General features: G+C 71.3%; 12 protein-coding genes and 1 tRNA gene. 5 read left to right on the top strand and 8 right to left on the bottom strand.

Annotated features, from left to right (window positions below):
* Positions 1-421: 421 nt before the first annotated feature.
* The 6 genes from AC156L_RS15295 to AC156L_RS15270 form a co-directional block, all read right to left on the bottom strand.
* Positions 422-2,317, bottom strand: a complete 1,896-nt coding sequence (locus tag AC156L_RS15295; protein WP_484406948.1) for an SWIM zinc finger family protein — start codon at positions 2,315-2,317, stop codon at positions 422-424.
* Entirely contained in the window at positions 2,317-3,420 is a 1,104-nt protein-coding gene (locus tag AC156L_RS15290) for a VWA domain-containing protein (protein WP_484406947.1), read from the bottom strand. The genes AC156L_RS15295 and AC156L_RS15290 overlap by 1 nt, the downstream gene beginning before the upstream one ends.
* Positions 3,417-6,062: a DUF5682 family protein gene (locus AC156L_RS15285; protein WP_484406945.1), complete on the bottom strand. Its 2,646-nt coding sequence runs from the start codon at positions 6,060-6,062 to the stop codon at positions 3,417-3,419. Before AC156L_RS15285 ends, AC156L_RS15290 begins: the two co-directional genes overlap by 4 nt.
* On the bottom strand, positions 6,062-7,153 hold the full coding sequence (locus tag AC156L_RS15280; protein ID WP_330883470.1) for an ATP-binding protein: 1,092 nt from the start codon (positions 7,151-7,153) through the stop codon (positions 6,062-6,064). Before AC156L_RS15280 ends, AC156L_RS15285 begins: the two co-directional genes overlap by 1 nt.
* A 10-nt stretch (positions 7,154-7,163) precedes the next feature.
* Positions 7,164-10,742 carry a DUF4132 domain-containing protein gene (locus AC156L_RS15275; RefSeq protein WP_330883468.1) on the bottom strand — a complete coding sequence of 1,193 codons (3,579 nt, stop codon included), beginning with the start codon at positions 10,740-10,742 and terminating at the stop codon, positions 7,164-7,166.
* Positions 10,743-11,174: 432 nt separating this feature from the next.
* Positions 11,175-12,101, bottom strand: a complete 927-nt coding sequence (locus AC156L_RS15270) for a peptidoglycan recognition protein family protein (protein WP_330883466.1) — start codon at positions 12,099-12,101, stop codon at positions 11,175-11,177.
* Between the two features lie 771 nt (positions 12,102-12,872).
* Between AC156L_RS15270 and AC156L_RS15265 the strand changes: the two genes are divergently transcribed.
* Together AC156L_RS15265 and AC156L_RS15260 are read left to right on the top strand one after the other, a co-directional pair.
* On the top strand, positions 12,873-13,913 hold the full coding sequence (locus AC156L_RS15265; protein ID WP_330883464.1) for an AraC family transcriptional regulator ligand-binding domain-containing protein: 1,041 nt from the start codon (positions 12,873-12,875) through the stop codon (positions 13,911-13,913).
* A 44-nt stretch (positions 13,914-13,957) separates the two neighbouring features.
* Positions 13,958-14,770 (top strand): SDR family oxidoreductase, encoded by an 813-nt coding sequence (locus tag AC156L_RS15260; RefSeq protein ID WP_330883461.1) that lies wholly within the window; start codon positions 13,958-13,960, stop codon positions 14,768-14,770.
* Between the two features lie 63 nt (positions 14,771-14,833).
* On the opposite strand, the gene AC156L_RS15255 is transcribed toward AC156L_RS15260, so the two are convergent.
* The gene (locus AC156L_RS15255) at positions 14,834-16,156 is read right to left on the bottom strand and encodes a M20/M25/M40 family metallo-hydrolase (RefSeq protein WP_330883478.1); all 1,323 of its coding nucleotides are present in this window, start codon (positions 16,154-16,156) and stop codon (positions 14,834-14,836) included.
* Positions 16,157-16,275: 119 nt separating this feature from the next.
* On the opposite strand from AC156L_RS15255, the gene AC156L_RS15250 reads away from it, so the two are divergent.
* The 3 genes from AC156L_RS15250 (at position 16,276) to AC156L_RS15240 (ending at position 17,969) form a co-directional block, all read left to right on the top strand.
* Positions 16,276-16,358: transfer RNA gene (locus AC156L_RS15250), tRNA-Leu, on the top strand.
* Between the two features lie 124 nt (positions 16,359-16,482).
* Positions 16,483-16,950 (top strand): AbrB/MazE/SpoVT family DNA-binding domain-containing protein, encoded by a 468-nt coding sequence (locus tag AC156L_RS15245; RefSeq protein WP_330883459.1) that lies wholly within the window; start codon positions 16,483-16,485, stop codon positions 16,948-16,950.
* Entirely contained in the window at positions 16,947-17,969 is a 1,023-nt protein-coding gene (locus AC156L_RS15240) for a tyrosine-type recombinase/integrase (protein WP_330883457.1), read from the top strand. The genes AC156L_RS15245 and AC156L_RS15240 overlap by 4 nt, the downstream gene beginning before the upstream one ends.
* A 963-nt stretch (positions 17,970-18,932) precedes the next feature.
* Here AC156L_RS15240 and AC156L_RS15235 read toward each other — a convergent pair.
* On the bottom strand, positions 18,933-19,273 hold a 341-nt coding region (locus AC156L_RS15235), incomplete at its 5' end, for a WD40 repeat domain-containing protein (protein ID WP_484406943.1).

Raw genomic sequence — 19,273 nt, 5'->3', positions numbered from 1 at the left:
CCCTACTACACCGGCGTTCCAGGCATGTACCTGTGCTCAGCCGCCACCCCGCCAGGCGCGGGCGTGCACGGCATGAGCGGCTACCACGCCGCCGAACAAGCCTGGAAAGCCCACCACCGCTGACCCGGCTCCCCGGACACCCTCCACCGCTGACCCGGCCTCCCGGACACCCTCCACCGCTGACCCGGTTCAGACACCCACCACCGCTGAACCCGTCACCAGCCACGAACCCGCGCCCGCGCCCGCACCAAGCCGATCACCACCACAACCAGGCCCGCAGTTCTCCCTGCCCCTCCTCCTGAACTCTCCTCCTGAACCCGCAACCAACCGACCGGCACCACCGAGCACCAGCCCTCTCCGGACTCTGCCCCGAAATCCCCTCAACCGACCGGCACCGCCGTACCCCGTCCACAACCAACCGTCACCGGCACTCCAGCGTGGTCAGCAACCGCACCTGCGCGTCCACCCACGTCCTCGCACTCACCTCCTCCCCAAGCGCCGCCACGGCGGCGGCGTTCCCGTGCAAACCCACCCGCCGCAACTCCGCCGCCGCGTCCCCGAGCCGCGAGCGCAGACTCGGCGTGACGTGCCGCAACCCCCGGTGCGCCGCATCCGCGCACACCGCCAGCGCCTCGTCCACCGCGTCCCCGATCAGGTCCGACTCGGGTTCGCGATACCCCGGCACCATCCCGACGTCCCCCACCGGAGCCAGGTCGAGCACCACCACACCCGCATCCGTCAGCACCGCGAGCGGGTCGATCACGACCACACCCCCGACCCGCCGCAGCGACCCGCTCACCATCGTCGGCCCGGACTCCAACGCCCCGGCCAACGCGTCCAGCGCACCAGGAGCGACACCCCGGTGGGTCGCCGAGATCGTCGCCGTCGTCCCGAACTCGTCCGCGACCACCGCGTCCAACCGCTGCGCACCGGAGGAGTACCCGACCGACCGCACCTCGGCGACCGCCACGACCCGCACCAGCTCGGCCTCCACCCGCGCCCGCACCAACCGGGGCGGCAACCGCTCCAACGCACCCGCCTCCGCCGCGAGCGACCGGACCAGCACCGGCTCGGGCAACCCCTCCCACGACCGCCCCACCGGCGTGATCGACGTCTTGGACACCCGCCCCGCCGACACCTTCAGCACCTGGCTCGCGCTGCGCGACGCCGACTCGGACACGACGTTCGACGCCGCCAGCGCACCCAGCGTCGTGCCCGCGACCCGACGGGGCGCGAGGTCGTGCCCCGTCGGCGACTCGGTCTCCCCGATCGCCCAGCGGTGCCGCAGCACCAGCGTCGTCGGACCGCTGGCGAAGAACACCTCCACCGTCCGGTCCTCGACCGTGCCGCGCACCCGGCACCCCAGCGCCGTCACCCGCACCCGGTTCATCGGCGTCTCGGCGGGCACGTCCGTGCCCAGCACCTGCGACCGCGCACCGGTCGCCCGGTGCCGCGCGTGCAGCTCCGCGACCAGTTCCGCGAACCGCTCCGGCCGGTAGTGCGCCGACCGCTCCCGATAGGCCTCCAACTGACCCACCAGGTCGTCCACCGCCGCCGCGGGCCAGTGCAGACCGCGAGCACCCAGCTCGACCCTGGTCCGCCGCAGCCCGGCGTCCAGCACCGGGTCGGCGTGCGCCGCACCGTCGAGCAGCACCCGGTCGGCCAACTCCAGCACGCCCGCCAGCCCGGCCCGGTCCGGCCCGGCGCCCCCACCGACGTCGAACCGCACCACGTCCTCGACCAGCCCGCGCTCATCGGCCTCGCGGAACGCCCACACCGCGTGCGCCACGAACTCGTCCCGCCGCGCGGCGGTCGCGTCCGCGTGCACGTAGCCCAGCTCACCCGGCACCAGGAACCGCACCGTGCACGACGGCAGCTCAGCGCTCGCGGCCGGGTCCGCCGCCGTCGGTCTGCGCAGCCGCACCGGGTAGCCTGCCGCGTGCGACCGCCGAGCCGCCGCGAACCCCCGCGCGCCCAGCAGCGCGGTGAGCGCCGCGTCGTCGATCGCACCCGGCGACCACGCCGTGAACTCCGGCGCGGGCTCGTCCTCGTGCCGACGCTGGTAGGCCAGCACCACCGCGATCCGGTGCCTGCACACCGCGTGCGCACCGCACGAACACGGCGCCGCCCCGAGCGCGACCCCGACCGGCAGCTCGACCTCCACCCCGTCGGGGAACCGACCGCGCACCGCGTCGCCCTCGACCTCGACGACCGGCCCAGCGCCCGCGTCCAGGTCCTTCGTCGCGCGCTTCACCAGACCCCGGTTGGCCAGCGCCGTCAACGCCTCCGGTGTCAACGCGAGCAGGTCGTCCCGCATCAGCCGATCCTCTCCGCGACGAACTCGGCCAGCCGACCCGGCGTCATCGCCCCCACGTGCGCGCCCACGTCCGCCAACCGCTGCGCCAGATCCCTGTCGTAGTCGGGGTTCGCGTCCTCGTCGAGCGCCGCGAGCCCCAGCACCTCGGACCCCTGCTCGACGAGCTTGCGCACGGTGCGCACCAACCGGTTCGGATCCCCGCCCTCGTAGAAGTCGGAGATCACCACGACGATCGCCCGCCTCGGGTTCTCGACCAGCCCGTCGGCGTAGGCGACGGCCTTCGCGATGTCCGTGCCACCACCGAGCTGCACCTTCATCAGCAGCTCGACCGGGTCCGTCACGTCCGAGGTCAGGTCCACCACCGACGTGTCGAACGCGATCAGGTGCGTCTTGAGACCGGGCAGACCCCACAGGCACGACGCCGACACCGCCGAGTGGATCACCGACCCCGCCATCGACCCGGACTGGTCCACCACCAGGATCAGCTGCCACTGCTCCAGGTGCCGCCGCGTGCGCGAGGAGAACATCGGCTTCTCGATGGACACCCGCCGCCGCACGGGGTCGTAGTGCGCCAGGTTCGCCCGGATCGTCCGCCGGAAGTCGAAGTTGCGGGCCTGCTTGAACGTGCTCGGCCGCCGCGACCGCGTGCCGCTGAGCGCCTGCCGCACCTCCTTGGCCAGCTTGCGCACCATCTCCGCGACCACGGCCTCCACGATGCGCCGGGCCATCGCCAGCACCTCGGGGTTCATCAGGTGCTTGGTGCGCAGCACGGCCCGCAGCAGCGCCGCGTTCGGCTCGACCCGCGCCAGCACCTCCGGGTCGGTGACGATCTCGGTGATGTCGTAGCGCTCGACTGCGTCGTGCTCCAGCCGCTCGATCGTCTCCTTCGGGAACAGCCGGTGCACGTCGTCCAGCCAGGTCACGGTCGTCAGCACCGAACCACCCTGCCCGCCGCGCCGCACATCGCGGTCCTCCCGGTCTGCCTCCCGACCGTAGAGCCACTCCAGCGCCGCGTCCCGACCCGCCGCGGGACCCTCCAGCGCGCCGCAGTGCGGCCCGGCGGGCTCTCCGAGGATCAGCCGCCACCGCTCCATCCCGGTCATGCCAACCCCTCCCGCGCGAGCACCGCGTCGACCTTGGCCTCCAACGCCATCCCGGCCGCCACCACCGCCGGGTCCACGTCGAGCCGCAGCGACCCGACGGCCCCGCCCTCGCCCCGCGCCACCAGCACCCGTTTCGCGATCGTCTCCCGCTCCGACGGCGGGAAGAACGCGAACGCCTGCCGCAACGCGGGAAGCGCGATCAGGAAGTCCTCTTCGGACAACGCGTGCACGAGTTCGTCCAACAGCCCGACCACGGCGTCGGCGGACAGCACCTCCTCGCGGGCCACCGCGAACAGCCCCGCCAGCCAGTCACCGATCGTCCTCGGCCCGGACATGCCCCGCACGGCCCGTTCCACGTCGCCGCCGTCACCCAGCGACCAGCAGAACCCGAACGCCGCACCGCGCAGGTCCGGCGGCCCCTGCGGGTCGGCGCTGACCCGCCGCAGCACCGCTACCGCCGCGTCCCGCCCGGTCTCCAGCACCGCGTCGGCGTGCAGCACCGCGTCCCTGGTCGCGGCCACCGCCAGCAACCGCCTGCGGTCAGCGGGACCCGCCCCGCCGTGCAGCCCCTCCACCAGCCACAGCAGCCGCGTCACCGCACCGCTGATCACCGCGCCCAGCACCGGACTGCCCGCCGTCCCGAACAGCCCGTCGTAGCGCCACAGCCCCACGACGGTCGCCAGCACCCGACCGAGTGCCGCCACGTCCGACACCGCCGCCACCCGAGCCCGCAACGCCGACACCACACCGTCGCCCAGCGCCGTGATCCCGCACAGCGCCGCGTCGAACAGCACCGCCGCCAGCTCGTCGACCTCCGCGTCCGGCACCCGCTCGTGCAGCACCCCGGCCGCGGCCTCGTCCAGCGTCGCCCCGTACGCCGCCGCCTCGATCAGCGCGGGCAGCCTGCCGTCGGACGGCGTCAGCCGCCACCGCTCGGTGTAGACCGGATCACCCCCACCTCTGGGCCCGGACAACCGCTGGAACCCCGCGACCCCCAGCACCCGCAACCGGTGCAGCACGCGACTGCGCCGCAACCCGAGGTCGCCGGTCAGGTCGACCGCGACCTCACCCGCGCCGTCCAGCCCCACCGCGGCCAGCTCCGCCGTCACGGCCGCGACCAGCGGGGGAGAAGGCGTCGCCGAGTGCAACCGCCCCACCCGGTCACCGCTGAGCGCCGCCACCATCTCCACCACCGCCGGGTGCGCACCCGGCCGCAGCGGCCCCCGCACCGTCCACGGCGGCGGCTGCGACAGGTCCTCCGACACCAGCGCGCCGACCAACCCGTCCAGCACGTCCGTCCGCGACGGGTGCGCGTGCCCGCGCAGCCGCGCCAACCCGTCCGCGAGCGTCCGCGCCGCGATCAGGTCAGCGGTGGACACCGGCTGGTTGCGCCGCCGCAACCGCCCCACCACCGACTCCACCAGCGCCACCCCCGCACCGGCCACCCCGTCGGTCCACAGGTGCTGGTAGTACTCCGGCGACGGCATCCCCGACTGGTAGCCGGTGAACGCGTCCAACCGCCGGAACGAGTACGGCACCAGATAACTCGCCCCCACCGCCTCCTCCGGAGGCCGCGGCACCTCAGGCCAGCCCTGCCCCGCTGCCTCCCGCCACCCCTGCCCCGCTGCCTCCTGCCAGTCCTGCCCCTCCGGCCCCGACCACCCAGACCCGGCAGATTCCCGGTGGTCTGGGCCCGTTCCCTCGGGCGGCTCCCGGCCCTCGGATTCCCGCCGGTCCCGCTCCGCCCCCTCCGGCCGCTCCTGGCCTGCGGACTTCCGCCGGTCTCGGCCTGTTCCCTCCGGCCACCCGTGTTCCGCAGGCTCTTGCCAGTCCTGTTCCGCGGACTTCCACCGGTCCCAGCCCGCGCCCTCCGGCCAGCCCTGCCCCGCAGACTCCCGCCAGTCCTGCCCCGCTCCCTCCGGCCACCCCTGGCCCGCCGGCGAGCCCTGGCCCGCCGGCGAGCCCTGGACCACCGGCGAGCCCTGACCCGCCGACCCGGATCGCCCCGCGGTCATCGCCCGCAGCGCGGGCGTGTGGAACCCACCCGTCACCACGACCACCGGCCGATCACCCGCGTCGGCCTGCGCCGCCCGGATCCACGACGCCATGTACGCCTCGCGCTCCACGTCCGCGTGCTCGGTCGTCGCCTCACCGCGCAGCAGGTCGAAGTACGCCGTCAACCGCTCCGCCACCCCGTCCGCGGGCTCCACCTCGAACAGGTGGTCCCACAGCGTGTCGACGTTGTCCACCGCGAACTCCCGGCACAACCTCCCCGTCACCTCGGTGTACCGCGCCTCCGCGTCGGCGTACCGGTTGCCGCGCCCCGCGAACGCCGGGTGCCACGCGGGCAGGTCGATGAACCGCACCTGCGCCCCGCACTCCCGGCCCGCGCGCAGCGCGACCCACTCGGGGGAGTAGTCGCAGAACGGCGTCCACGACGCGTGCGACCGCTCCCCGTCGCGGTAGTAGGTGTAGACCGCGACCGGTAGCTCGTGGCCGAGCAGCAGCTCGTCGAGCCGACCGTTCATGTCGACCGGCCCCTCGATCAGCACGTGCGCGGGCCGCAGCCGTGAGATCGTCGACGCCACCAGCCCGGCGCACGCCGGACTGTGGTGCCGAACCCCGATGAACGTCGTCGCCATCAGCCGGGCAGCAGGTGACGAGCCCGGTGCAGCGCCTGCCACTGCTCACCGCGCCGCTTCGACGCCTGCTGCTCCAGGTAGCGCCGCAACCTGGCCAGGTCGTCCGCGTTGTCCTTGGCCGCCGTCCCCGCCAGGCACTCCACCAGGTCCGCTGGAGTACCGGCCTCACCCCGCAGGAACCACCCGCGCAACCCGACCGCGTGCGCCACCGACACCGCCTCAGCCGTGCTCATCACCGTCGACATCCGGTCCATCGGCTGCCCCGACGACGTCACCCCGTCCCGCAGCTCCCGGAACGTCGTCACCAGCACCTCCAGCACGTCCCGCCGCGGCTGCACCCCGACCCCGGACCGCTCCAGCAGCGTCCGCGCCTCCTGCTCCACCAGGTCCAGCTCGGTGCCGAAGTCGGCGATCGGGAACACCGTCTCGAAGTTGAACCGCCGCTTGAGCGCCGCGCTCATCTCGTTGACCCCTCGGTCGCGCGTGTTGGCCGTCGCGATGACGGTGAACCCGTCGTTGGCGAACACCATCCCGTCCGACCCCGGCAGCTCCGGGATCGCCACCACCCGCTCGGACAGCAGCGACAGCAGGCTGTCCTGCACCTCCAGCGGGCACCGGGTGATCTCCTCGAACCGCACGACCTTCCCCTCGGCCATGCCCCGCAGCATCGGTGCGGGCACCAGCGACCGCGGCGACGGCCCCTCCGCGACCAGCAGCGCGTAGTTCCACGAGTACTTGATCTGGTCCTCGGTCGTCGCCGCGCCCCCCTGGATCGTCAGCGTCGACTCCCCGCACACCGCCGCCGCGATCAGCTCCGACAGCAGCGACTTCGCCGTGCCCGGCTCACCGACCAGCATCAACCCGCGACTGGTCGCCAACGTCACCAGCGCCCGGTCGATCAGCGACGGGTCGCCGACGAACTTGCGCGTGATTCCCTCCCGCTCGTCACCGACGATGAACCGCCGAGCCCCTTGCAGGCTCAGCGCCCACCCCGGCGGCCGGTGCGCGGTGTCGCTCTCGCGCAGCCGCGCCAACTCGTCGGCGAACCTGACCTCGGCCGGTGGCCGCTGGACCTTCGTGGTGTCGGACAACGGTTCTTCCTCAGTTCGTCAGGGAGGTCAGGTCGGCCAGCACTTCGGACGCCGTGATCGGGTCGAGTTCACCGAACGTCCGCGACCCGCCGCGCCGCCACGCGCCGCCGCGGTCGTTGAGCCAGACGTCGGTCAACTCCTGGTCCTCGAACATCGTGACGACACCGACCGCGATACCGGGGTTCAGGTTGACCACGACCGTCCCACCGGCCACCGGTCGGGTGATCCAGCACTCCATGCCCGCGTCCTGCGGCTCGCCGCGCTGCCACCCCCTGTTGGTCAGCCCGAGCAGCTTGCCGACCGGGACCGTGGTGTTCTGGAACCGCTTGAGCGTCGACGCCGTCCGCTCGTCCTCGGACAGCCGGTGGACCGGTCTGCCCAGCTGCGGGAACGGCTGGAGGATCTCGTAGTCGGCGAACACCTCCGCCCACCCACCGAGCGAGTCGCCCAGGTCGAGCGGGTGCGCGATCCCCACGACCGCGTCCTCGGCCAGTTCCACCGCGTCGTCGTGCACGTCGGCGAGCGTGCGGTCCTCGGCCAGCCGGAACGCCCGCCCGTCCTCGGTGATCCACACCAGCCGCCGCACGACGTGCCACAGCAGCGGGTGCTCGGCGAACAACGACCGGAACTCCGCGGCGGACCACCGCCGCCGCAGCACCATCGCCGCCTCGAACCGGCGGATCTGGTCGGCCGCGACGGTGCGCACGTCCTTCTTCAACACCCCGAACCGCTTGTGCTCCGCGGGCGCCAACTCCGGGTCGTCCTTCGCGCCCGGCTTCGGCAGGTCCTTGCGCCGCTTGCCGTCGCCGTCCACCATGTACGGCTTGAGCTGCTCGTCGAAGCCGACCACGAACCGCCGCGGCCCGTAGTCGACCACCAGCGTCGCCGCGTCGTCCAGCCCGAAGTCCGGCACGAGCCGGTCGGCCAGCTGGTCCCCGGTCAGCCCGAGCGCGGCGGCGACCTCCTCGATCTTCTCCCGCGCCCGCGTCTTCAACCCGCCGAACTGGGCCTTCTGCGCGATCCCGTTGAGGTGCAGCAGCGCCACGTCGCTGCCGATCGCCGCCAGCACCCCGAGCCCGGCCACCGCCTTGGAGTGCCCGCCCTCACCGGGCCACGCCCGGATCACCGGCGCCAGCGCCCGCACGGTCTCGTCGTCGCCGACCAGCCCCTGCGCGGGCAGCACCCACCCGTCCTTCGGCGGTGTCCCGTTGGCCCGCCACGCCTCGAACGCCGCCCACGCGAACCGCGCCAGCGACTCCGGGTCGCACACCTCCCGCACCACCTCGACACCCGCGTACACGTCGTCGGGCTTGGACATCGCCAGCATCACCAGCACGTGCCCGGCCGCCACCACGGGCAGCGCGTTCCGCCGGTCCCGCAGCAGGATCCGGGGGAGCAGCACCGGATCCGCCCAGTCACCGACCACGGGCATCTTCGCCGGGAGGTGGTCCAGCGGGTCGGCGGCGATCAGCGCCTCCGCCGCCCGCACGACCCGGTCCCCGTGCTCGGCCGCCACCCGCCGCACCACGTCGCCGTGCCCGCGCGCCGCGACCAGCCGCAGCGCGGCCTCGGCCTCCCGCCGCGCCTTGCCCGGCTTCGCCAGCGCGGCGGGCAGCAGCGCCCGCACCGCGACCTCCGGGTGCCGCAGGAACCACGCGACCGCGACGGCGTGCACCGACTTGAGCCGCGCCAACCAGTCCGCCATCAGCAACGCGACCTCGCCGTCGGCGAACGGCAGCAGCACCTCCGCGCCCGCCGTCGGATCCGCTCTCGCGATCCGCAGGGCGACCGGGAGCGCGTCGACCTCGAAGCGGGCCACGAACGGCTTCGCCCAGTCCATCGCCGACCACATCTCCGGCCGCCAGTCCACGAGGTGGCGGCGCAGCAACTCCTTGGGGGCCTTCAACACCAGCGCGGGCTGCATGTGGTGGGGGATGTTGCCCGCCAGCAGCCGAGCGACCGCGACCGCCCACTCGGGGAACGTCGCGTCGGCCCAGTAGTAGTCGCCGAACGCCTCCGACCACACCTCCCGCTCACCCGGCTGCCACCGGACCTCCCGCGTCGTCGGCGACTCCAGCCCGGCCACGACGACCGGCTTCACCGCCGCGCGCTCGACCGTCCACGGAGGAGCGACCAGCACCCGCGGCAGCAGGTCCGCGGGTGCGTCCGGCACGGACTCCTCGTCCGCGACCGCCGACTCGACCGCCGCCCGCGAACCCTCGTCCAACCCCGGCAGCACCGCCGCCACGAGGTCGGGGTTGGCCCTCACGTGCCCGACCAGCAACGACGTCACCGTCGCCGACCCGCTCACGGCGGCCAACACCCGCAGCGCCCGCTCCGGGTACCGCTTGATCGCGCTGACCACGGCGGCCAGCACGAACTTCTCGTCCACCCGGTCCACCAGCAGCCTGAACGCCTCGTCGGTCGGCAGCCACGCGAGCGCCTCGACCACGAGCCTGCGCTGCTCCGCGCCCGTCTCGTCGTCGAGCAGCCCGGCCAGGACGGGGGCGATGCCCGAGCCGACCGCGCACACCACGGTCGGCAGGACGTCCTTGTCGGCGGCCCACCACCGGTACGCGTCCACGGCGAACACCGCCCGCACCTGCTCGACCGTCCGCAGGGACGTGAGGAACAGCCTGTGCTCCTCCACCAGGGAACCCCCGGCCAGCACCTCGGTGACCAGCTCGTCGATCCACTCGCCCCTGGTCGGCGCCAGGAACGCCGCGATCGTCCGCGTCAGCAGGTCGTCGCGCCGCGTGGACAACGCCTCCACCGCGGCCAGGTAGTCGGCCTCGGCCGCTCCGGCCAGCAACACCCGCAGCCGCTCCACGACCTGGCGGTTGGCGTACGGCCAGGTGTGACGGTCCTCGGTGCGCCACCCCACCGCCGCCGTCGAGCGGTTGCGCCGACCCGACCAGAAGACGAGCAGCCGCCCGAGGTCGCTCGCCGCCTGCGCCGCGAACGCGAACCCGTGCCGGACGACCCACGCGTCCGCGAGGGTGGCGATGTCCTCCCTGCCGTAGTACCGCGACGCCTCGTCGGTCAGCGCCGCCCCCACGACCGCCGCCCCCAGCGGCGTCGGACGACCGTCCAGGTAGGCCCGCGCCGCGTCCACGAGGTCCGGCACCGACTCCGGGTTCACCAGCAGCGCGGTCAACCGGTCGGGACGCGGCTCCAACTTGGACCGCAGGAAGGCCTCGACGTCCCGAGCGGACTTGACCGCTCGCCGCCCACCCTGCCCACGCCCCGGTTTGACCGCGACGCGCCACGACGGCGGCACCACGAACGCCGACTCGTCCGGCCGCTCGGTGGCAGCGACCGCCGCACCCCCGTCCTCGGCGACAGCGACCGCCGCACCCCCGTCGGAGACCGGCACGGGCACGCCACCGACCTCCCGGTACCCCTTCCTCACCTTCTCCGCCACGAGCTTGTCCACGTGCGCCACCGCGAGCGCGTCCGACGCGAAGTCCTTGACCTTGGTCTGCCCCGCCGAACCGAGCCGCCCGTAGCGCACGGTCACCCCTGTGCCGTTCCGCCCGACCTCCCAGAACTTCGCGGAGCCATCGGCAACGAGTTCCCACCTGCGCACGGCACATCTCCCAGTTCGGTTCGACTGGGGAGCACGGTAGAGGCGAGGTCCGACAATTCCGCACGCGACCCCTCTGACCAGGGGAGACCATCCGGCGGCAGGGCAACCGCACCCCGGCCCGACGTGCTGACCGCAGAGACCCCGGCGAACCCGGAGCCCGCCGGCACCGCCCGCTCGTGGGCTGGTGGGCGGGCACCGCCGTCTCGGTCGTCGTTTCCCCGCAACGCCAAGAAGAACCGGCCACCACGTGGGCCGTCAGGTTCGGCCTCGGCCTGTCCCTGCCGGCGTTCCTCCTGACCCGCGCGGCGGTAGCCCGCCCTCCAGCGCGCGGCACCGAGGCACGCTAATCGACCGGGTGGACGGCCGGCAGCCCGGTGCCACCGGTCCGCCGACCGCCGGGGGCGACGCCCTGAGCAGGTCCGCCGAGTGCGATCAGGGCCGGTAGGTCTCGAGGGTGACGGCCACGTCCTGCGTCCCCTCCAGGTAGCGGAAGGACAGGCCGGTGGTGCCGGGAGTGAGCTGGATGGACACGTAGGCGTCGGGCTTCACGGTGATGGTCGCCAGGGGAGTCCCGAACCCCGACGCCGAACTCCAGACCTCCACCGTCGCCTCGCTGTTGGGCGCGTGGAGGTGGACCCACGCCTGACCGTTGACCGGGACGCTCAGCGATCCCTCGACGGGCGGGACGGCGACGGAGTACCACTTGCGGTCACCATCGCCCTCGTGGGCGGGGATCGTCGTGTTGATGAGAGCCACGTTGTCATCCTCCGATGAAGGGGTTGATGGATCCCAGTTGCCGATGTCGCGGCGCACGGCCGCCATGTCGATCGTCTGCCCTGGGGCGAAGCCGGGGTCCCACTTGCCGTCACCCGTGCGGCCGTTCGTCTCGGCGTGGGCCCGGACGTGCTCCGGGTCGCCCCCGGCGAACAGGTCGACGACGGCCCTGCCGAACAGGATCATCGACCGCCACTGGGCGTCGGTCATGGGCTGGTTGCCCGGGTAGACGATCTCCAGACCGACGGTGTAGCGGTTCATGTTCCCGGCGTACGGGCTGAGCGGGCCGAGGGACGGGCCCGCGCCGCGGCCCGCGTGGTAGGCCAGGCCGGAGGCGATCACCGTGAACGATCCGTCCGAATTGCCCGAGAAGTTGCACAGAGCACCGGGGAGGTCGGGCCGCCCGGTGACGAGGGCCTGGAACGCCGAGCCGTAACCGGTCGCCGTGTGGTGGAGGACCGCGCCGACCGGACTGATCTGCGACACCCCGGAGTTGCCCCGGCCGTCCCAGCCGGGCCACTCGTGGACCGTCGCGCCACGCCGCCTGAGTTCGTTCACGAGGTCGCGGACCGCGCCCATGGACATGACCTCCTGTTTGACGTGCCTCGTGGGGAGGGAAGACAGTGCTGCGGCAGCACCCGGGCCACCGGAGGGGGTGGCGGTGCTCGCCCGCGCCGATCACCGCGGTGCCAACCTGCGCGGACGTCCGAGAAGACGCGGGGAAGGGGCCGGGCTCCACCGCCGCGCACCCGTGGCTCATCACGTCGACACGGTCTGGCGGCGTCTGATCCGGGTGAGCGGCCACGGTCGAGGTGACCGGCCCGGAGCGCCGTTCGGCCAACGCTTCCACCACGTCTACGGTAGTGGGACTCGGTCGCTCCGAACACCGCCGAGAGCGTTCACCGCACCGCGCCGACGCGGATCGCCCGACCAGGAGCCGACCAAGATCACTCGTCGCCCGCACGGCGAACGAGTACCCCCGCGCTGGGTGGACCACACGTCCGCGGGCGTGGACCCGGCGTCCCGGCACCGGCTCCGGCGAGCAGTTCTTCGGGCGTCGTGACCGGCTGAACAGGCCAGAACCGGGCCCCACCCGCGGGAAGAGCCGCCGCGCCGGGGGACGACGAACGTCGTCTCATCTGGCCGCCCCGCCACCGCGGACACCGGACGTCCCGCCGCGATCGGAGCCTCGACACCGCCGAGCCAGTACCCCGTCGTTCTCCTTGTTGGCCACGAACGTGTCTACGTGCGCCACAGCCAAAGCGTTCGATGCGACGTTCCGCGGCCCGCCCCCTCCGCGCCCGTTCCGGCGAATACGGTGGAACCGCCACCGCCACCACGACCAGGAGAGCAGACGTGGACAGGTTCGCGCTCGACACGACCGCGGGTGCCCTGCTGCACGACCTCGGGATATCCCTGCCGAACGTGCTCCGACGAGCGGGCCAGCCCGCGGACCTGCTGGCCCACGGGCCCGTCACCCTCGAATCGCGAGACTACTTCGCGTTCTGGGAGGCGCTGGAAGCCGAGGCCGACAGCCCGGACCTCGTCGTGCGCATCGGCCGGTCGCTCTCACCGGAGGTGTTCAACCCACCCATGTTCGCCGCGCTGTGCAGCCGCGACCTCGACACCGCGGCCCGCAGGCTTGCGGGCTACAAGGCGCTCATCGGCCCCCTGCGCCTGGACGTGACCACTGGTGGAACAGACCTGACGCTGACCTGCCTGTGGCCCGACGGCCACACCCCGCCACCCGTCCTCGTGATCGCCGAACTCGTGTTCTGGGTGGCGATGGCGCGCATCGGCACCCGCCACGACGTGCGTCCGCTCCGGCTCACCGTGCCCGACGTCCCCGACGACACCCGACCGTTCCTCGACTACCTCGGCATCGACGTGGAGCAGGCACCGCGGCCCGCGATCACGTTCGCGGCCGACGACGCCCACCGGCCGTTCCTCACCGCCAACGAGCTGATGTGGCAGTACTTCGAACCCGAACTGCGCAAGCGGCTGTCCGAGGTCAACCGCGACGCCTCGACCACCGACCGGGTGCGCGCCGCGCTCCTGGAACTCCTCCCCACCGGCCAGGGCACGATGCAGGGCGTCGCCCGCTCGCTGGCCGTCAGCACCCGCACGCTGCAACGCAGGCTGCTGCGCGAGCGGACCACGTTCCAGGCCGTTCTCACCGACACCAGGACCACGCTGGCGCACCGGTACCTGCGCGACGACGACCTCACCACCGAGCAGATCTCGTTCCTGCTCGGCTACGACGACCCCAAGTCGTTCTACCGGGCCTACCGCTCCTGGACGGGCAGCACACCGGCCCGAACCCGCGCGGAACGGGTGGCGCACATGGCCACCGGGACGGCGCGTCTCGCTACTGCCGCCGCTGATTCCCCTTCCTAGGGTGGAGAACAAGACGAACCCCTCCACCCGAAACGAGAACCACGATGTCCCAGACCGTTCTGATCACCGGCACCTCCTCGGGCATCGGCCGAGCCACGGCCCTCGCGTTCCACGCCCGCAGCTGGAACGTGGTCGCCACCATGCGCGACCCCCGTGCCGAGCAGGAGCTGACCGCACTCGACAACGTTCTCGTCACCCGCCTGGACGTCACCGACCAGACGTCGATCGACGAGGCCGTCGCCGCGACCACGGCCAGGTTCGGCGGCATCGACGTCCTGGTCAACAACGCGGGCTACGGCGCCTACGGGCCGCTCGAGGCGTTCCCGGCCGCCCGCATCAGGCAGCAGTTCGACACCAACGTGATCGGCCTGCTCGCCACCACCCAGGCGGTCCTGCCGCACCTGCGCGCCAAGGGGTCGGGCTGCGTCGTCAACATCAGCTCGATCGGCGGCCGGGTGACGTTCCCCCTCGGCAGCCTCTACCACGGGTCGAAGTTCGCCGTCGAAGGCATCTCGGAGTCCCTGCACTTCGAACTGGCCCCGCTGGGCATCAAGGTCAAGATCATCGAGCCCGGCGCCGTCGCCACCGAGTTCACGGGCCGCTCGCTCGACTTCGCCAACGACGACTCCCTGACCGACTACCAGCCCATCGTGCAGAAGGTGATCGCGGGGTTCCAGGACTTCCTCACCGCGGCGGCGCAACCCTCCCTCGTGGCCGACGTCATCGTCACCGCCGCCACCGACGGCACCGACCAGCTGCGCTACACCGCGGGAGACGACGTCAAGGCCGCCCTCGACGCCCGCGCCAGCACCGACGACACCTTCATCGCGGGCGTCAAAGCCCAGTTCGCCCTCTGACACCACCGCGCGACCCGGTCACGACCGGCCGGAGCGCGACATCCGCGCCCCGGCCGCTCGACGTCACGAGTTCCGCAGGAACCGCTCCAACACCCGCACACCGAACTTCAGCGCGTCCACCGGCACCCGCTCGTCCACCCCGTGGAACAGGGCCGAGAAGTCCAGGTCCGCGGGCAGCTTCAACGGCGCGAACCCGAAGTTCCGAATCCCCAGCCGCTGGAACGACTTCGCGTCCGTGCCACCCGACAACATGTAGGGCAGCACCCGCGCACCGGGGTCCTCAGCCGTGATCGACGCGGCCATCGCGTCCACCAACGCCCCGTCGAACGTCGTCTCCACCGGCGGCAACCCGACCCACTCGCGCTCCACGTCAGGCCCGAGCAGCTCCGCCAGTTCCCGGTCGAACGCCTCCTCCCGACCGGGCAGGATCCGGCAGTCCACAGTGGCCTGCGCCACCGACGGGATCACGTTCGCCTTGTAGCCCGCCGACAACATCGTCGGGTTGGCGGTGTCCCTCAACGTCGCCCCGATCATCCGCGACAACGCCCCGAGCTTCCCGACCGCCCCTTCGAGGTCCTCCTCGGGGAAGTCCCACCCGGTGATCTCCGTGACCCCGTCCAGGAACTCCCGCACCGACGGCCGCACCACCAGCGGGAACTGGTGGTTGCCCAGCTTCGTCACCGCCTCGGCCAACTTCGCCACCGCGTTGTCCCGGTGGATCATCGACCCGTGCCCGGCGGTCCCGCGCACCCGCAGCGTCAACCACCGGATCCCCTTCTCGGCGGTCTCCACCAGGTAGGCGCGGGCGTCGTCCTTCAACGTGATCGAGAACCCACCGACCTCGCTGATCGCCTCCGTGACCCCCTCGAACAGCTCGGGCCGGTTCTCCACCAGCCACTTCGCCCCGAAGAACCCGCCGGCCTCCTCATCCGCCAGGAAAGCGAACACGATGTCCCGGGGCGGCACGATCCCATCTCGTTTGAACCGGCGCGCCACGGCCAGCGACATGGCGACCATGTCCTTCATGTCGACAGCCCCGCGCCCCCACACGTACCCGTCCTGCACAGCCCCGGAGAACGGGTGCACAGACCACTCGGACGGGTCAGCGGGCACCACGTCCAGGTGACCGTGCACGAGCAACGCCCCCCGCTCCCGATCAGCCCCGGCCAGCCGGGCGATGACGTTCCCCCGCCCCTTCGCCCCGGACTCGACGTAGGTCGTCTCGTACCCCACCTCGGCCAGCTTCTCAGCCACCCACTCGGCAGCGGCCCGCTCCCCGACCACGGTCGACGGATCCCCGGTGTTCGTGCTGTCGATCCGAATCAACTCGCTGGCCAGCCCCACGACCTCGTCCTGCGCCAGCAGCAGCCCCGCACCCTCATCCAAGTTGCTCACGCAGCCTTCCTACCACTGCTTCCACTCCCTGGAACCTCCCAGACACCCCCCGATTTTGGTCTCTGGGAACGATCATGTAATCTATGCACACACCACGGCGAAAGCCGAAAGACCGGGTGGCGGAATGGCAGACGCGCTAGCTTGAGGTGCTAGTGCCCGAAAGGGCGTGGGGGTTCAAGTCCCCCCTCGGTCACTCACAGCTGCGAAATTTCGCAAGCCTACAGGGTCAGTTTCACGTCTTCCAGGGTGCTCGGAGCAGTCTTCCGGGTGCCCTGGAAGACGTTGCCGTCGATCGCCCACCCTGGGTGGTGTCGCGTATGACCGCCGAGTCGATCATTCCTGCACTGGTCCACCCGGTGCGGGACACCGTGGCCTCGATCGCCCGGTCGGGGGAGATCTCCGGGTTGCCGTTGCCGCGGCTCGCGACGTTGCCGCACGAACGGCCGATGCTCTACGGGATGGCCACCCTCGACCGTGGCGGCCGGTTCGGCGATCGTCGGATGATGCGTGCCCTGGGCTGGCGGTCGGATGAGCATCTCGATGTCGCGCTGGTGCGGGACGTGGTTCTGATCCGGCCTGACGAGGAGGGCCTGTTCCGAGTGCCGCCTGGGCTGTTGGCGGTGGTTCCCGCTCCCGTGCGGCACTGGTGCGCACTGTCGCCGGGGGACCGGGTGCTGCTGGTCGCGGACCTGGAACGGGGTGTGCTGGCGGTGCACACCACGACCACGTTGGATCGACTGGTGTTGGCTCACCACGCGAGGGTGTTCGGCGGTGATGACGCGTGAGCGCCGCTACGCCGGATCGCGCGACCATCGACGCGGCCCTGCTGTTGCTCAAAAGTCTGGGCGTGTCGGCTGCGGATCTGGTGGCTGAGCCGGTGGAGCGAGCGTACGTGCCGACCTTCGCCGAGTATGTGCCGATCGTGCGGAACGTGACGAGTCCGGGAACCCTGCGCGTCTACGGGCCGTATTGGAACCGGGCGCTGGAACGCTGGGGCGGCAGGCGCCTGGACGAGGTCACCCCGTCCGACATCGGCGCGTTGGCTCAGTACGTGCGGGCCAATCGGGTGGTACGTCGCAACGGCCGGGGCGGCGGGAACGCGGTGGAGCACCTGATCGCGGCGTTGCGGTGTCTGTACAAGCACGCGGTCGCCGACGGCCTCCTCACCGAGGCGCAGAACCCGGCGATGAAGGTGGACAAACCGCGCCGTAAACCCTCCACCCGACACGGTCTGCCCGACGAGCGGGTGGCCGATCTGGTCGAGGTGGCCTCGCGAACCGGGGACGATCCGGCGTTGGACGCGCTGATGCTGCGGTTCCACATCGAGACCGCGTGCCGTCGCGGGGGACTTCTATCGTTGCACTGCAAGGATCTGGATCCGGAACAGTGCTTGGTGTTGTTGCACGAGAAGGCCGACACCCACCGCTGGCAGCCGGTGTCACCGACGCTGATGGCGCATCTGCTGGCGCATGCGGAGAAGCGCGGCGGGGATCACGGTGGTCCGTTGTTCCGTCACGCCAACGGCAGCCCGATCTCCAAGCGGCGCTACGACTACCTGTGGGAGAGGTTAGGTAAGCATTTGCCGTGGGTGGCGACGCAGATGGTGACCGCGCACTGGTTGCGCCACACCACGTTGACGTGGGTGGAACGCAATTTCAGCTATGCGGTCACCAGGGCGTTTGCCGGGCATGTCGGTCCTGGTGACGCGGGTGCGACCACGACCTACGTGCGTGCCGATATCCAGGAGGTCGCGACCGCGCTCGCCGCGCTGACTGAGGAGCCGCATCCGCTGGCGAAAACCTAGAGTTCTGCGATGCACACGTTGGTGGAGTTGGTGCAGGCTCTCTTTGCGCCTGCACCAACTCCACCACCAGGCACGAGCGCAGAAGTGCTGTGGTGAGTTCGTGTGACGGTTGTCGGGTTGTTCGGCCTCGGGAAAGTTTTGGCTCGGCTCAATGCTGATGAGCCCGGCACGACGTTCTCGGCCCAGGCGGCGGCGTTCGGGCCGGGAGGGACCGTTTCCACCAGGTAGTGGCACCTGCCCGAGATCGGGTCGCTCCCCGCATACACGAGCGCGCAGTGCGCCGCCGGGCAGCGTGTCGATGCTGCTTGTCTCGCGCTTGTCGTCTCCCCTGGCCATGAACATGAGGCCAGTGGCCAGCGTGTGATGTCACGAGCCAGGCCAGGTTGCCCAGAGACTCGGGTAACCGTGCAGGTCAAGCGGTGGTGCTCTCAGCAGGATTCGAACCTGCGGTCCCGCCTCCGGAGGGAAGGCCTGGAAGCTATCACCCGTCTCTACCTGCAACTATACTCTCACTGAGGCTTCCAGGAACCTCGTGAATTCCTCTGGTCGACCCTGGTTCGTGTCACGTTTGATGTCACGACGCCGCCCGGCTCGCGGTCGAGTTTTGCGTGGTGAAGATCACTATTTTACTGATCGTGTCGAGCGTGTTGGCGGCTCTACGGGCCTCGTTGGGTGTACGTCACCTGCGATAGCCGACCTAGCCTGCCCGGTCGCCGAGACAGTGTGCGCCGCAGCCGGACGGTGCGGGTCGATCGTCGGTGTCCAGTCGTTATTGGCGCTCGACCTGGGTGGCTCAGCTATTTATGACGCTCGATGGAATTTCATTGTCGAGTGAACTGCTTGGTAAAGTGGCCCTAGCTTGGCTGATTGGAAAAGTGGAATTGCAGGTAGGCGATGTCGGAACTTGAAGGTCAAGTCAACTTTTAGAGGTTGCATTCTCTCGCGGCGCTTGAGGTTGGGAATCTATCCCATTGCTTGTTCTTCAATAACGATGATATCCAAGCCAACGGCAATGGCGATCTCCTGTGAAGGGCCCAGGCACAGTCCGCCAATAAACCCGCCGCTCATGCTGAAGCAAGCGATTTCTTGCCCCGAAGCGAGGTTCCAGACGCGCACGGTGTGGTCGTCGCTGGTGGTGATGGCGATGGGGTGGTTGTTGAGGGTGGTGCAGGCGACCGCGGTGACCCAGTTCTCGTGTCTGGTGAGGGTGTGGAGCAGGGTGCCGGTGGTGAGGTTCCATACCCGTGCGGTGTGGTCGCTGCTGGTGGTGATGGCGATGGGGTGGTTGTTGAGGGTGGTGATGG

This window comes from Umezawaea sp. (assembly GCF_057122925.1).
This window is presented reverse-complemented; position numbering and strand designations above follow the sequence as displayed.

Coding starts and splice junctions, on each gene's coding strand:
- AC156L_RS15295 (WP_484406948.1), bottom strand. CDS start 2,317: ATGCGGGACGACCTGCTCGCGTTGACACCGGAGGCGTTGACGGCGCTG.
- AC156L_RS15290 (WP_484406947.1), bottom strand. CDS start 3,420: ATGACCGGGATGGAGCGGTGGCGGCTGATCCTCGGAGAGCCCGCCGGG.
- AC156L_RS15285 (WP_484406945.1), bottom strand. CDS start 6,062: ATGGCGACGACGTTCATCGGGGTTCGGCACCACAGTCCGGCGTGCGCC.
- AC156L_RS15270 (WP_330883466.1), bottom strand. CDS start 12,101: ATGTCCATGGGCGCGGTCCGCGACCTCGTGAACGAACTCAGGCGGCGT.
- AC156L_RS15260 (WP_330883461.1), top strand. CDS start 13,958: ATGTCCCAGACCGTTCTGATCACCGGCACCTCCTCGGGCATCGGCCGA.
- AC156L_RS15245 (WP_330883459.1), top strand. CDS start 16,483: ATGACCGCCGAGTCGATCATTCCTGCACTGGTCCACCCGGTGCGGGAC.